Consider the following 14,387-nt stretch of genomic DNA (forward strand, 5'->3'; position numbering starts at 1 on the left):
CTAATTCGGTTTTGCTCTGTGCTAATCATGCCACAGAGCAGCTAGTAGACAAAAACGTTTATGGTAAAACTTTCTCACCTTGATAAAGGCTTTCAATAGTTTCGCGTTCGCGAATAAGGTGATGCTGCTGACCATCTACCATAATTTCTGCAACACGCGGGCGCGAGTTGTAGTTTGAGCTCATTGTAAAGCCATATGCACCCGCACTTCGTTGTGCGAGTAAATCGCCTTGTTTAAGCGCAAGTTCGCGGTCTTTTCCTAAAAAGTCGCCGGTTTCGCACACCGGACCCACAATATCAAAGTTGTGAGTAGGTGTTTCGTCGTCGCGAACGGATACCGGAATAATTTTTTGCCACGCTTGATAAAGCGCAGGGCGAAGCATGTCGTTCATACCTGCATCTACAATGGCAAAAAACTTGTCTTGGTTTTGTTTAATAAATTCAACTTGAGTGACCAAAATACCTGCATTAGCTGCAATAGCGCGTCCTGGTTCAAAAATTAGTTCAAGATGTTTGTAGTTAGCTAAGCGTTCGGTAACTTGCGCTGCATATTCACTTGGGTGTGGTGGTTGCTCGTTGTCGTATGGCACACCTAAACCGCCGCCAATATCTAAATGAGTTAGCTCAATACCGTTAGTTTTTAGCTCATCAATAAGCGCCATTAATTTATCAAGGGCTTCTAAAAAAGGTCTAACTTGCGTTAATTGAGAGCCAATATGGCAATCGACACCAATTACTTTTAAACCAGGTAAAGCCGCTGCTTGTTGATAAACACTCACTGCTGTTTGAATATCAATACCAAATTTATTTTCTTTTAAACCGGTAGAAATATACGGATGTGTTTTTGCATCTATGTCTGGGTTTACGCGAATAGAAATAGGCGCTTCTAGGTTAAGCTCGCAAGCCACTTCAGAAATACGCTCAAGCTCAGACGCCGACTCTACATTAAAACATTTAATGCCCAGTTTTAATGCGTAAGCTATTTCGTCAGACGTTTTAGCCACGCCTGAAAAAACCACTTTAGAAGCATCGCCTCCCGCTTTAATTACACGCGCTAGTTCGCCTTTAGATACAATATCGAAACCCGATCCTAAGCGCGCTAATATATTAAGTACGGCAATATTTGAGTTTGCTTTTACAGCGTAACATACCAAGCTTTTATGATTTTTAGTGGCGTTAGCAAATGCTAAGTAATGGCGCTCAAATGTAGCACGCGAGTATACATAACAGGGCGTGCCGTATTGCTGCGCTATGCTTGCTACGCTGACGTCTTCGGCAAATAATTGGTTGTTTTTGTAGTTAAAATAATCCATTTATTGCTCCTGACTTTGCGATGTTTTAGCTTGCTCAGCGGTAGTGGCTGGTTTAGCTGTATTTTGAGGTTGGTTTTGCTCTGTTTGTTGCTCTGGTAAATATAACGGACCGCTTTGTCCGCAGCCAGCTAAGGCGCTTAACAGTACAGTGCTTATTAATAGTCTTTTTAATTGTAAGGTATGTGTCGCTTTCATTAGATTAATACGGTTGCTGGCTTTATAATCGCAGAGTAACAGAATATCTAAAAAATGCAGCTATTCGCGGATGATTTTATTCCTGTTACACTAGCTGCATACTTTTAAAGCTAAAACGTACCCAATATTAGGCGGCTCGCCTGCAAAGGAAATAACAATGACTGAACACGAATATCACCAATTAGCCGAAGCTCTTATGTTCACTATTGAAGAGCAGGTTGATGATTGCGAAGCTGATTTAGATTATGAATCGGCACAAGGTATTTTAGAAATTATTTTTCCTGATAAAAGTAAAATAGTGATCAATAAGCAAGCACCTCTTCATCAAGTATGGGTTGCGACTAAGTTTAACGGACATCATTTTGAAATGCGTGATGGGTTATGGATTGATAACCGCTCTGGCGCTGAATTTTGGGCGTTTATAAATGAAGCCTCAACTCGCCAAGCAGGCCAAGAAGTTAAGTGGCAATCATCACTATGAGTTTAGAATTTGTAGAATATGCAGCCCAAAGTGAACACAAAGCAACGGTTATTTGGTTACATGGTTTAGGTGACTCTGGGGATGGTTTTGCGCCAGTAGCCCCGCAGCTAAATTTACCAAGCGAGCTTGGTATACGGTTTATTTTTCCGCATGCGCCAGTGCAACCGGTCACCATAAATGGTGGTATGGAAATGCGCTCTTGGTACGATATTAAGTCTATAGAATTAGATAAGCGTGCCGATGAACAAGGCGTAAGAGATTCTGCTGCAAAGGTAGAAGAGTTAATTAATAAAGAAATTGCTAATGGCATTCCTGCTAATAAAATAATTTTAGCTGGTTTTTCTCAAGGTGGTGTTGTGTCTTTGCATTTAGCGCCGCGCTTTGAGCAAAAGCTTGGGGGTGTTATGGCGCTTTCTACTTATATGTGTGTGCCACACAAATTTGCTGATGAAGCAAAGCATTCTGATTTAAACGTATTTATGGCTCATGGTAGCCAAGATAACGTTGTACCGCACAGTGCGGGTAGAAATGCGTTTGAAGTATTAACAGCACATAACATGGATGTAAGCTGGCAAGAATATCCAATGGCTCATCAAGTTTGCGCAGAAGAATTGCAAGCTATTCGCCAATGGTTAATTGCTCGTTTAAGCTAATTTTGGAACCGCTGAGGTCAATATGAGTCAAAAAATAGTTATAAAAGCAAATGTTAAACGCGAATTACAACAGAGCGTACCAACGGTAAGCTACGAGTGGAATTGGCGTCGTATTGTGAGTATTGCTATGTTGGTATTAATGACCTCTGCAGCAGTTGTTTATGGCTTAACCACCTCTGTTAATGCAGAGCAAGGTGAGCACCCAAATGAGCAGGAGCAATTCTTAAGTTTCAGCAGTAACGCTGAAAACCAAACAAGCGATGAGGTAATGGATGTTGAGCCTCAATCATCAGTAAACAATACCCCAGCTGAGTCTGCAGAGGTAACTCAAACGAGTGTTGAACCTTTGTTAGCTGAGCAAAATGAGACTCAACTAAGCATTTCAAGTAATACACCTGTCGAAGTAGACCTTGTAAATAATCCCCCGGCTTTGTTGGCTAACAACGATATTGTTACTGATCAAAGCGAAAGTATTAATACAGAGTTAAACTCAAACCTTGATAATGATGTGCAAGAAGAAACCGCAGAAGCCCAAAACGTAACTGAGCCTGCTAGTCAAAGTGACTTACTTTTAGAGTTAGAAAGTGATGATGGCGCATTGAGTGGCACTGAAGGTTTTTCCTCTACAGCACATGTGGCAAGTGTGGCATTGGGCGCGCAAATAGACACGGGTAAAATTAGTCGTGCGGTACTTACTCGTAAAGTAAGTAAGCGTGAGCCTACTAATGTGTTTGCTGCTGATATTAGGTTAAGCCAGTTTGAGGAAGGGTTATCGTTTTTTAGCGAGATTAAAAACCTTCAAGGCCAGCAAGTTAAGCATGTTTGGTCGTTTGAAGGTGAAACGATGGCTGAAATTACACTTAATGTTACTTCGCCTCGTTACAGAACGTACTCAACAAAAAATATCATGAACACACAAACAGGTCATTGGCGTGTTGATGTAGTTGATGAGCAAGGTAATTTAATTGCCCAAAAAGAATTTAGAATTTTAGCTGACTAAAACTGGCTAAACGCAGTAATTAATTGGATACCCCTATGACAGAAAAAACAAAATTAGTACGCATCGCAACGCGCAAAAGCGCTCTAGCACTTTGGCAGGCCGAATTTGTAAAAGCAGAGCTTGAGCGTTTTCATACAGATGTGCGCGTAGAATTAGTCCCAATGTCGACGCAAGGGGATATAATTTTAGATACGCCATTGGCTAAAATTGGCGGTAAAGGCTTATTTGTTAAAGAACTAGAGCAAGCCATGCTAGATGGCCGAGCTGACATTGCCGTACATTCTATGAAAGATGTGCCAGTAGAGTTTCCTCAAGGGCTAGCACTGCATACTATTTGTGAGCGTGAGGATCCACGCGATGCGTTTGTATCAAACAATTTTGCTAATTTAAGTGCCCTACCACAAGGCGCTATTGTTGGTACTTCAAGCTTACGCCGCCAGTGCCAAATTAAGGCACTTCGCCCTGATTTAGATATTCGTGATTTACGCGGCAATGTAAATACGCGTTTAGGTAAATTAGATGACGGCCAATATGATGCTATTATTTTAGCGGCTGCAGGGCTTATTCGTTTAGAAATGGAGTCGCGTATTGCTGACTACATTGAGCCAGAAGTGTCATTACCAGCAAATGGGCAAGGCGCTGTAGGTATTGAATGTCGTATTGATGATGAAGTAACAAAAGCATTACTTGCACCACTTGAGCATACACAAACACGTATTCGCGTAAACGCAGAGCGTTCGATGAATCGCTATTTAGAAGGTGGTTGCCAAGTTCCTATTGGTGCTTATGCATTGGTTGATGGCGAACAAGTGCATTTGCGTGGTTTAGTTGGTGCTGTTGATGGCAGCGAAATTTTACGCGACGAAGTAACAGGCCATGTAAATGACGCAGAAAAACTAGGTATTGAGCTTGCTAAAAAATTACTAGCTCAAGGTGCAGACAAAATATTAGCTGAAGTTTATAGAGACGCATAAATGACACATATTCTGATAACTCGGCCCGAAGGAAAAGGCGCAGCCCTTGCACAGCAACTTGAGCAAGCGGGTTATCAGGCGTCTTTATTTCCGGTATTAAAAATAACGCATTTAACACCCTCCAGCACTGAGCTTAGTCCACTATTAAATGCAGATAAAATAATATTTATATCGCAAGATGCAGTCAGTGCACTTTCGCAATTAAAACCAGATATAAATACCAAAGCGCAGTTTTATGCGGTTGGGCAACAAACAGCCGATGTTATATATGAGCAATTTGGTGTGCGCGCAGCAGTACCAAAGCAGTATGATTCAGAAGGGTTACTTGCGCTTAAATCACTCGCCGAGGTGGATGGCTGTAATATAGTATTAGTTAAGGGCCAAGGTGGCCGCCCTGAGTTAGCTAAAACGCTCAAAGAGCGCGGTGCTTTTTTAAATAATTGTGTTGTGTACAAACGTGAACCCACAGAGAGTATCACCCCTAACTGGACAGACCACTGGAAAAGTCAGAATGTACACGGTATAGTCATAACAAGTAATGCAGCAGTTGATGCTATATTTAAAAGCCTTACTGCACACCAACTACAATGGTTACAACAGTGCCGATTTTATGTTGCTAGCGAGCGTATAGCCGCTTATTTAAAGCTGCAACAGGTAAGTTCGGCTAATATACACATTGCAGCAGGGGCTAGCGATAATGCTATGTTTACCTGCATAAATCAGCAAGGTAGCAACATGAGCGAACAGTCAAAGCCAGTAACGGCAGAAAAAGCCACCCCAACAATAGCTAACACGACCTCTGCTAAATCAACTAAGCAAGAGCCTACAGCTACAAAAAATACGGCAGACAAAAGTAAACAAAAAATAAGTAAGGTTGCAGTACTTGCGCTTCTTATTTCGTTAATTGTGGCCTCTGGTGTTGGATACGAGTTTTATCAAAAATTAAATGCTGGTAAGGCGCAAAACCTAGCCGTTAATGAGTTAAGCGAGCAAAATAAGTTACTCACCCAGGAGCTGAAAGCACTTAAATCGGCGCAATCTAATTTGCAACAAGCGCTGTTTAATAGTGAAGAAAAAGTTGCCGCAGCCCTAAATGAAAGTGCAGTTCAAAATCAGCAAGAACTAAAAGCGGCTTTGCAAAAGGCGCAGCAACAAGGCTCATCGTTAAACCCGCAAGAAGTAACCAGCTTACAGCGTATGGCTGAGTTTAAACTATGGGCTGAAAAAGACTACCAAGGCACTAGTGCTGTTTTAAAACGCTTAGATGGATTACTTAGTGAGCACCCAGGAACAGTTGAAGTTCGCCAAGCGATTATGCAAGATATACAAACACTTGATAGCCTTAAACCTGTTGCAACAGAGGCTATTTATTTACAGCTAAACAGTGTACTAAGCAGTATTGACGACTTAGTTTTTAATGCAGTTAATTTACCAGAAGAAGCAGCTGTAATAGATGAAAATGCTTTAAGTGGTGACGTGAGTGATTGGCAGCAAAACTTGAGTAATAGCTGGAATAAAATTGTGGATAGCTTTATTACTATTCGTCAGCACGAGGGTGTTTCCATTGAGCCATTACTTACGGATCAAGAGCGCCATTTAATAAATCAACGAATCAAGCTTAATATAACTCAGGCACAAGATGCACTTATGAGTAAGCAGGCGAGTATTTTCTTTAGCGCCTTAAGTGAAGCAAAACGTTTAGTTGGTGAGTACTTTAAGCAAGACGATGACACAACTAAAACGGTACTTAAAGCGTTGTCTAAACTTGAAAAAGAGCAGCTTAACTTTAATCAAAAAGTAACCTTAAACAGTACACAAAAGGTTAAGGAGTGGGCGCAATGATAGGGCTAATTATTTTAATTGTAGCTATTGTTGTTGTACTAGCGGTTACTCCATTCGTTCTAGATGAAAAAGGTTATGTACTTATTTCATTTAACAATACGACGATAGAAGGCACGATAGTATCGTTTTGTATAATGGCAGTCATTACCGCTGTTGTTTTATATTTAACATATAAGTTAATTCGTTATTTATTATCGATTTATCATAATACTAAGCATGGCTTTTTTGCACGTAGCCAAGAGCGCAAACAAGCAGCTATTGAACAGGCGTTGTGGAGTGCTATTAATGATGATTACGAGCATGTAGAACAGGCTTTATCGGGTAATAGCGTACCAGATAAGTTTGAAGATATTCGCTTAGCATTACTTGCAAAAGCAGCGCTTGCTAATAATCAAACAGATAAAGCACTTGAGCGTTTATTTGAAATAAGCCCAGAGCATCAATTAAAAGTGGCAAAACTTTGGCTCGCAAGTGGTGATAGCAGTGCAATTGAATCGCAAATGCGCGCAAGTGCTGAAGCTAAAAAAGCGACTGCGCTTGAGCTGAAATTGTATGCAGAGGTATTAGTACAGCAACAACACTTTAGTGCGCTGGAAGACTTTTTGCCGCGTTTACTGCGCAAAAAAGTACTTACTGATGCACAGTGGACGCAGTTATTTAGTGCTTATTTTAATGCGTTAGATGCAGACAAGCTGAGTGAAAAATATAAACAGCTACCGAAAAAGCTGCAAGCTCATGCCCACACCGCATATTTAATGCAAATGGCGCAAGCAGGTCAATTGGCTGTTATTGAAAGTGACTTAATTAAGATGGTTAAGCACAATGAGCAACACTTAGAGCTTGCCAATATATTAAGTAAAGCAACAGCAGCCGATGCAGCTAAGTTGCAAATAAGCATTCAAGAACGGCTTAAGAAGGATGATTCAAATAATTCACTATTACTTGCGCTAGCTTGCCTTGCTAATGCTAAGGGTGATTATGACTTAGCAGCTAGAATTTTTGATAAAGCACTGAATAGTGAAAATAAAAAACAGTTCTCTGAACAAGCTGTGTTGAGTTATAAAAATAGTGCACAGGCAGAAAAGGCGCTCGTTTTATATCAATAAATGACTACACTATAACTACTTAGCATTTTTTGTAGTTCAGGAGCACAAGCTTTGAGAAAGTTTTTAATATTAACCCTTAGCTTGGCTTGTGCTTACTTCTTTACAGGATACTTTAGCAACTCACTTCTTTCTGTAGATGGCTATGCGGTCGCCTCCTGGCCGCCCTCAGGAATTGCTTTAGCCAGCTTTTTAATTTGGGGACGTAAGTCATTTATTGGCCTTATTATTGGGGCTTTTTGTACTAACTTAATTCACCTTGAACACACCGTAGATATTTTTCATTTTATTGTGCTTTTACAAGCTATAGGCATTACTTTAGCCTCTGTTTTACAGGCTTGGATTGGCCGACAAATTATAGTGAATGTTATAAAAGCGCCGTTGGATTTATCCTCTTTAAAACACAGTGTTCAAAGCTTAATAGTAGCGGGGCCAATATGTTGTGTTATTGCTGCAGGTGTAGGAACAAGTTTATTAGCATTGAATAATGTGATTCCGACCAATGCTATTTTTGATAACTTTATAGCATGGTGGATTGGCGACAGTATTGGCGTACTTATATTTACACCTTTAGTACTCGCCGCTTTTAATTACACACAAGTACGCCACCGTATGTTGGTAATTTTACCCTCGCTATTAATTTACATACTGATCAGCGTTAGTTTTTATGGCGCTGCCAGTGTTAAAAAAGAAAAAGATATTCAAAAGCAAGAAGCCAAAATACTTTCTGTGCAAAATGCTATAAGCCAAAAGCTCGATGGTATTACTGCTCATTTAGGCTTATTAGCTACGTTTTTTGCTAGTAGTAGTGACGTGGATTTTAAAGAGTTTAAACAATTTACTTCAAAGCAGTTGGACTACAGCCAAGAAATTCTAGCTTTTGAATGGATACCTTATATACCAGCAAATAAACTCGCAGATTTTGAGACACATGAAAATCCAGCCACAGGCAAACCTCTATATATAAAAGAAAAGTCACTAGATGGAGCTTGGCAACCTGCAGGTACGCGTAGTAATTACTTTCCAGTAAAGTACGTATATCCCTTAAAAGGTAATGAAGATGTTTTAGGGTTTGATTTAGCTTCTAGTAAAGTAAGAGGTGCAGCGCTTAGCAAAGCGAAAGAGCTTAATGAACTTGCACTAAGTGAGCCAATTAATTTGGTCCAAAATACAGCCGAACACGGTGTGCTTTTTTTATATCCTGTTTTTGGAGAGTCCTCTACCGAAGATGATTTTCAAGGCTTTGTGGCAGCGATTGTCAGCCTGAAACGCTTATCGCAAACACTATTATTTGATCACAACAACTCAATTTCAGCTAGTTTTTTTGACACAACGATACCAGGGAAAAAGCAGGCAATTTATATTGCAGATACCGCTAATTCGCAAGCGCTATTTAAAGAATATCAATTGTTGATTGGCAAACGTATGTGGCAGGTTGAGTTATATGAGCCAATAGTTAGAACGTCTTGGTTAGTATATTGGCTTGCACAAATAGTAGGTATGTTGTTTGTGTGGTTACTGATTACATTTTTGATTTCAGTTACTGGTACAAACATACAAATTCGCGAACAAGTGGCTAAGCAAACGCATACATTACGCAAAGAAAAACAAAAAGCAGATGAAGCGAGTCATATAAAGGGGCAGTTTTTAGCAAATATGAGCCACGAAGTCCGTACCCCTATTAACGGTATAAAAGGGCTGCATTATTTAGCGCTCCAGCAAAATGATTGGCAACAAGCTAGAAGTTACATAGAGCAAGCAGATGGGGCACTGGGTGTTTTACTGAGGGTATTAAACGATGTGCTCGACTTTTCAAAAATGGAAGCAGGCAAGCTAGACTTAATGCAAGAGCCTATTAATGTAGCGAGTTTAGCGGATGAAATGCTTAATTTACTTCAATTTGAGGCTGATATTAAATCAATAAAGTTAAGTCTCGATTTTGATAAAACATCAAATTTGGTCATCAATACCGATCCAATCCGCTTAAAACAAGTGCTGCTGAACCTGCTCAATAATGCGGTTAAATTTACAGGGGAAGGTGAAATCACTCTGAAAATTTGGCAGTCGAAAAAAATGACTTATTTTAGTATTAACGATACGGGTATTGGTATAAGTAGCGAAGCACAAAAACAATTGTTTAAACCGTTTGCGCAAGCTGATAGCTCAACCTCACGCCAATATGGTGGTACCGGCTTAGGATTAAGTATTTGCAGAAAACTAGTTGAGTTAATGGGTGGTGCAATTGATTTAGTTAGTTATGAAGGTAAAGGCTCTACATTTACATTTAGTTTGCCGCTAATATCGCCTTTACCAAAGGCAGAGCAAATTCAGCAGCAATACAACGAAATAGACGTAAGTACATTATCATTTACAGGCTATAAATTACTTTTAGTAGAAGATAATCCACTTAATCAGCATGTTGCTAATGCTATTTTAAAAACGAAAGGCTGTATTGCCGACATTGCTAACGATGGTTTTGAGGCCATAGAAAAGCTAGCCGAAAATAGCTACGACATTGTTCTTATGGATATTCAAATGCCAAAAATGGATGGACTCAAAGCAACAAAAGTAATTCGTCGTGATTTAGAGTTAATTGATTTACCCATAATAGGGCTATCGGCGAACGCCCATGACGAGGACGTTAATAAGGCACTAGCCTGTGGAATGAATGGTTATATTACCAAACCTATTGATGCAAATACGCTTTTTAAAACTCTTTGGCATCACTTATCAGGAAAATAAGCTGTATCATTTTTTTGCACAAAAAGCAGACATATGACCGCTAAAACTTACCGCAAATCATATAGACTTGAAAAATAACTGTATCTGCGTATCATGCGCGCAAATTTAACTAAACTGGGTTGCTATTATGATCAATAGAAAATTACCTTTGCTAGATATTCACCGCCATTTAGACGGTAATGTACGTGCGCAAACCATATTAGAACTTGGTCGACAGTTTAATATAGAGCTACCTGCAGATAACGTTGAAGCATTAATCCCTCATGTTCAAGTTATTGATCCTGAACCAAACCTCATGGCTTTTTTACAAAAGTTAGATTGGGGAGTTACTGTGCTTGGCGACTACGATGCGTGTAGACGTATCGCAATTGAAAACATTGAAGATGCACAAGCACAAGGTCTTGATTATGTGGAGCTTCGATTTAGCCCTTACTACATGGCACAAAGCCAAGGTTTACACCCAGAAGGCGTTGTAGAGGCAGTTGTTGATGGTATTAAATCAGCAACAAAAGGTGCAAATATAAAAGCTAACTTGATTGGTATTTTATCGCGTACTTATGGCGTAAAAACGTGTCAAAAAGAGCTTGATGCATTACTCGCATTTAAAAATGATTTAGTTGCTGTTGATTTAGCCGGTGACGAAATTGGCTTCCCGGGTGAGTTATTTGTAGAGCACTTTAAACAAGTACGAAATGCGTATTTAGCTTCGACTGTCCATGCTGGAGAAGCACTTGGTGCTCCAAGTATTTGGCAAGCAATTAATGAGTTGGGTGCGAGCAGAATAGGGCATGGCGTTAAAGCAATTGAAGATCCAAAACTAATGGATTATTTACGCGATAACCGTATTGGTATTGAGTCATGCTTAACAAGTAATATTCAAACCAGTACAGTAAACGATTTAACTAAGCACCCACTTAAACAGTTTTTAGATCATGGTATTTTAGCGTGTATTAATACTGATGATCCTGCGGTTGAAGGTATTGAAATTGAGTATGAATATACCGTTGCTGCACCTAAAGCTGGCTTATCTCAAGCTGATATGGAAAAAGCTCAAAAAAATGCGTTAGAAATAGCATTTTTAAGCGATGGCGATAAAAAAGAACTTTTAGCACTCGTTAGCGCACGTTAATTTAAGAGCATTAAAAATGCCGCTTTATATAAGCGGCATTTTTGTATCTGCAATTTAGTGTGTTTGGCAGCTTATGTAATTATCGTAAAGCGCTTTAAGTACGTCTGCTCGGCTGATCATACCGATTACTTTAACACCCTCTACAACAGGGTAGTTTTTTGGTTTACCAGGCTGCATCTGCTGTGCAAGCTCAATAATGTTGGTATCGCCGCTAACGGTCACTACCTCTGTTTGCATAAGCTGCGATACTTTAACCATCCCATCACAAAAATAACTGCTTTGCGTAAGTGGTTTTAACAGCTCTTGCTCTGATATAAATCCAACTAAGCATTTATCTTTATCAAATACTGGTGCGCCAAGTAGTTTAAATTTTTGTAATTCTGCTATGGCTGTCGTCATTTCTGTATCTGGTGTGATATTTGGCAACTTGCGTTGCATAAAATCTTTTACTTTTGTATTTAGCATTTGGGTCTCTCCCGCTGATGTTCTATACAAAGTATGGTTTATAGATAGGGATTTAGGAAATTGTTTATATTGATGGAGTTGATAGGTTTTAACTATTAAATATTTGTTGTTATAAAAATAAAGGCACCGATTAGGTGCCTTTATTTATAACTGAAAGTAAATTTCAATTATTTGATAAATGCGAATGCATCTGCGTACATGTTTTCACGAATTGCACCATGAGTAATAAAGTCATCACGGACAATACCTATCATGTCAAAACGACCTGCCATATAAATATCGTATGGTTCTAGTGACACAATATCTTGCATTACTGCTTTGTGTACATAGCCAGTGTGTCCTTGCCAATTAGCAGATGGATTTTCTACTACAGGAATAAACTTAAAGTTCTCATGGCTATCTGCCCATGCTTGCATTTCTGTGTGTGCGTATAAAGCAGATTCTTCTTTTACGCCCCAGTAAAACAATACAGGACGGTCGCATTTTATTTCAGCTAAATGATCAGCCATTGATTTTGCGTATGAAAAACCAGTACCACCGGCAAGTAAAATAATAGGGCGCTCACATTGCAGGCGCAACTGTGAAATACCCAGGCCAGCTTCAATGTCTACTAACTGCCCTGTGGTATGGGCGTTTCGTAAATGCTCTAACGATTGCATTGCATACGAATCGGCACCTGAGGCGCCAATATGCAGTTCTATTGCATCGCACTGTGAAGGGCGACTAGCTATAGAAAAAGCACGTTTGTCTTTTTCGCCTAATACGAGTTGCATGTATTGGCCAGCTTCAAAGGTCACCGGTTGTTGTGGCTTTAAAATTACTTTATGAACAAATTCTGTAAGTGGGCTGATAGCTACAACTTCAGCTTTTAATGTTTGCATTTTTTACCTTTTAGCAGCGCTTGTAACAGCAGATACGCAATCGAATAGCTCGATTCTAGCATATCTGCAGGGTTATTTTATAGCCTGATATGTACTTACATATAAACACTTAAACAATATTAAGGCTTTCCCAAATATCATCTACGCGGTCTTTGGTGTCTTTATCCATAACAATAGGCTCGCCCCATTCGCGGGTGGTTTCGCCAGGCCATTTATTGGTAGCATCCATTCCCATTTTTGAACCAAGACCTGAGACTGGTGATGCAAAATCGAGATAATCAATAGGTGTGTTTTCTATTAATGTTGTATCACGCGCCGGATCCATTCGGGTTGTTATAGCCCAAATAACATCTTCCCAATCGCGGGCGTTAACATCGTCATCGCAGACGATTACAAATTTGGTGTACATAAACTGACGTAAGAACGACCAAACTCCCATCATCACGCGCTTAGCATGGCCTGGATATTGTTTTTTCATTGTTACAATCGCCATACGATATGAGCACCCTTCAGGCGGAAGGTAAAAGTCGACAATTTCAGGGAATTGCTTTTGTAGTATCGGCACAAACACTTCATTAAGTGCCACACCTAAAATAGCAGGCTCATCAGGCGGACGGCCAGTAAATGTGCTGTGATAAATAGGATCTTTACGATGCGTTAAGTGAGTAACCGTCATTACTGGAAAGTCATCGACTTCATTATAGTAACCGGTATGGTCACCATAAGGGCCTTCTGGCGCCATTTCACCAGGCATTATGTAACCTTCAAGTACTATTTCTGCACTGGCAGGGACTTGTAGGTCATTTGAAATAGATTTTACAACTTCGGTTCTGCTGCCACGTAATAAGCCAGCGAATGCATATTCGCTTAGAGTGTCAGGTACAGGCGTTACGGCACCTAATATAGTGGCAGGATCGGCACCTAATGCTACCGATACAGGGTAGGGTTGCCCTGGGTTTTCTTTACACCATTCTTGAAAATCAAGCGCGCCACCACGATGTGACAACCAGCGCATAATTATTTTATTTTTGCCTAATAATTGTTGGCGATAAATACCTAAATTTTGGCGCTTTTTATAAGGCCCTTTGGTAACTGTAAGGCCCCAAGTAATTAATGGTGCTGCATCACCTGGCCAGCAATGTTGAATAGGTAATTTAGTTAAATCTACATCATCACCTTCTAAAACTACTTGTTGGCAAGGCGCTTTTTTAACTTCTTTTGCAGGCATATTAAGCACTTGCTTAAAAATAGGTATAGCGCCTAGAGCTTCTTTAATACCCTTTGGTGGATCAGGTTCTTTTAAAAAAGCGAGTAGCTTGCCCACTTCGCGAAGCTCGCTAACATCTGTTTGGCCCATGCCCATTGCTACGCGTTTTGGTGTACCAAATAAGTTGGTAAGCACCGGCATATCGTAGCCTTTTGGGTTTTCAAATAATAACGCAGGGCCTTTTGCACGTAAGGTGCGATCAGATATTTCGGTCATTTCAAGATACGGGTCGATTTCTTGGGTGATACGTTTAAGTTCGCCTTTTTTTTCAAGCAAATCGATAAAATCACGTAGATCTTTATATTTCATTGTGGGCCGCTATTAAGCAAAAGAGTTAAAGTAT

Annotated in this window: 13 protein-coding genes; 8 read left to right on the forward strand and 5 right to left on the reverse strand. The window is 39.9% G+C overall.

Annotated features, from left to right (window positions below; all coding sequences use genetic code 11):
- Positions 1 to 58: 58 nt before the first annotated feature.
- Together lysA and lptM are read right to left on the reverse strand one after the other, a co-directional pair.
- Positions 59 to 1,312, reverse strand: coding sequence for a diaminopimelate decarboxylase (gene lysA / locus EU510_RS18390; protein ID WP_002960983.1), 1,254 nt, complete (start codon positions 1,310 to 1,312; stop codon positions 59 to 61).
- Positions 1,313 to 1,507 carry an LPS translocon maturation chaperone LptM gene (lptM, locus tag EU510_RS18395; protein WP_002960981.1) on the reverse strand — a complete coding sequence of 65 codons (195 nt, stop codon included), beginning with the start codon at positions 1,505 to 1,507 and terminating at the stop codon, positions 1,313 to 1,315. It lies immediately after the preceding gene.
- 157 nt (positions 1,508 to 1,664) lie between these two features.
- Here lptM and cyaY point away from each other — a divergent pair, with 157 nt between their 5' ends.
- The 8 genes from cyaY to add all read left to right on the forward strand — a co-directional run bounded on the left by cyaY (position 1,665) and on the right by add (position 11,431).
- A complete protein-coding gene (gene cyaY, locus EU510_RS18400) occupies positions 1,665 to 1,988 on the forward strand; it encodes an iron donor protein CyaY (protein ID WP_002960979.1) in 324 nt (107 codons plus the stop codon).
- A complete protein-coding gene (locus EU510_RS18405) occupies positions 1,985 to 2,641 on the forward strand; it encodes an alpha/beta hydrolase (protein ID WP_039486876.1) in 657 nt (218 codons plus the stop codon). Before cyaY ends, EU510_RS18405 begins: the two co-directional genes overlap by 4 nt.
- Before the next feature lie 22 nt (positions 2,642 to 2,663).
- A complete protein-coding gene (locus EU510_RS18410; protein ID WP_149594658.1) occupies positions 2,664 to 3,641 on the forward strand; it encodes a DUF2914 domain-containing protein in 978 nt (325 codons plus the stop codon).
- Between the two features lie 35 nt (positions 3,642 to 3,676).
- Complete coding sequence (gene hemC, locus EU510_RS18415; RefSeq protein ID WP_149594659.1) at positions 3,677 to 4,615, forward strand: hydroxymethylbilane synthase; 939 nt, start codon at positions 3,677 to 3,679, stop codon at positions 4,613 to 4,615.
- The gene (locus EU510_RS18420; RefSeq protein WP_149594660.1) at positions 4,616 to 6,457 is read left to right on the forward strand and encodes a uroporphyrinogen-III synthase; all 1,842 of its coding nucleotides are present in this window, start codon (positions 4,616 to 4,618) and stop codon (positions 6,455 to 6,457) included.
- A complete protein-coding gene (locus EU510_RS18425; protein ID WP_149594661.1) occupies positions 6,454 to 7,563 on the forward strand; it encodes a heme biosynthesis HemY N-terminal domain-containing protein in 1,110 nt (369 codons plus the stop codon). Before EU510_RS18420 ends, EU510_RS18425 begins: the two co-directional genes overlap by 4 nt.
- Positions 7,564 to 7,614: 51 nt before the next feature.
- Complete coding sequence (locus EU510_RS18430) at positions 7,615 to 10,302, forward strand: CHASE domain-containing protein (RefSeq protein ID WP_149594662.1); 2,688 nt, start codon at positions 7,615 to 7,617, stop codon at positions 10,300 to 10,302.
- Positions 10,303 to 10,429: 127 nt separating this feature from the next.
- Positions 10,430 to 11,431 carry an adenosine deaminase gene (gene add, locus EU510_RS18435; protein ID WP_039486862.1) on the forward strand — a complete coding sequence of 334 codons (1,002 nt, stop codon included), beginning with the start codon at positions 10,430 to 10,432 and terminating at the stop codon, positions 11,429 to 11,431.
- A gap of 54 nt (positions 11,432 to 11,485) precedes the next feature.
- On the opposite strand, the gene EU510_RS18440 is transcribed toward add, so the two are convergent.
- The 3 genes from EU510_RS18440 to ubiD form a co-directional block, all read right to left on the reverse strand.
- Positions 11,486 to 11,896 carry a CBS domain-containing protein gene (locus tag EU510_RS18440; RefSeq protein WP_024594621.1) on the reverse strand — a complete coding sequence of 137 codons (411 nt, stop codon included), beginning with the start codon at positions 11,894 to 11,896 and terminating at the stop codon, positions 11,486 to 11,488.
- A gap of 167 nt (positions 11,897 to 12,063) precedes the next feature.
- Positions 12,064 to 12,777: an NAD(P)H-flavin reductase gene (gene fre / locus EU510_RS18445; protein ID WP_149594663.1), complete on the reverse strand. Its 714-nt coding sequence runs from the start codon at positions 12,775 to 12,777 to the stop codon at positions 12,064 to 12,066.
- 109 nt (positions 12,778 to 12,886) lie between these two features.
- Positions 12,887 to 14,353 (reverse strand): 4-hydroxy-3-polyprenylbenzoate decarboxylase, encoded by a 1,467-nt coding sequence (gene ubiD, locus EU510_RS18450; RefSeq protein ID WP_002960958.1) that lies wholly within the window; start codon positions 14,351 to 14,353, stop codon positions 12,887 to 12,889.
- Between the last annotated feature and the right edge of the window lie 34 nt (positions 14,354 to 14,387).

Origin of the sequence: Pseudoalteromonas sp. FUC4, assembly GCF_008370255.1 — a bacterium.
GTDB lineage: Bacteria > Pseudomonadota > Gammaproteobacteria > Enterobacterales > Alteromonadaceae > Pseudoalteromonas.

Coding starts and splice junctions, on each gene's coding strand:
- lysA (WP_002960983.1), bottom strand. CDS start 1,312: ATGGATTATTTTAACTACAAAAACAACCAATTATTTGCCGAAGACGTC.
- lptM (WP_002960981.1), bottom strand. CDS start 1,507: ATGAAAGCGACACATACCTTACAATTAAAAAGACTATTAATAAGCACT.
- cyaY (WP_002960979.1), top strand. CDS start 1,665: ATGACTGAACACGAATATCACCAATTAGCCGAAGCTCTTATGTTCACT.
- EU510_RS18405 (WP_039486876.1), top strand. CDS start 1,985: ATGAGTTTAGAATTTGTAGAATATGCAGCCCAAAGTGAACACAAAGCA.
- EU510_RS18410 (WP_149594658.1), top strand. CDS start 2,664: ATGAGTCAAAAAATAGTTATAAAAGCAAATGTTAAACGCGAATTACAA.
- hemC (WP_149594659.1), top strand. CDS start 3,677: ATGACAGAAAAAACAAAATTAGTACGCATCGCAACGCGCAAAAGCGCT.
- EU510_RS18420 (WP_149594660.1), top strand. CDS start 4,616: ATGACACATATTCTGATAACTCGGCCCGAAGGAAAAGGCGCAGCCCTT.
- EU510_RS18425 (WP_149594661.1), top strand. CDS start 6,454: ATGATAGGGCTAATTATTTTAATTGTAGCTATTGTTGTTGTACTAGCG.
- add (WP_039486862.1), top strand. CDS start 10,430: ATGATCAATAGAAAATTACCTTTGCTAGATATTCACCGCCATTTAGAC.
- EU510_RS18440 (WP_024594621.1), bottom strand. CDS start 11,896: ATGCTAAATACAAAAGTAAAAGATTTTATGCAACGCAAGTTGCCAAAT.
- fre (WP_149594663.1), bottom strand. CDS start 12,777: ATGCAAACATTAAAAGCTGAAGTTGTAGCTATCAGCCCACTTACAGAA.
- ubiD (WP_002960958.1), bottom strand. CDS start 14,353: ATGAAATATAAAGATCTACGTGATTTTATCGATTTGCTTGAAAAAAAA.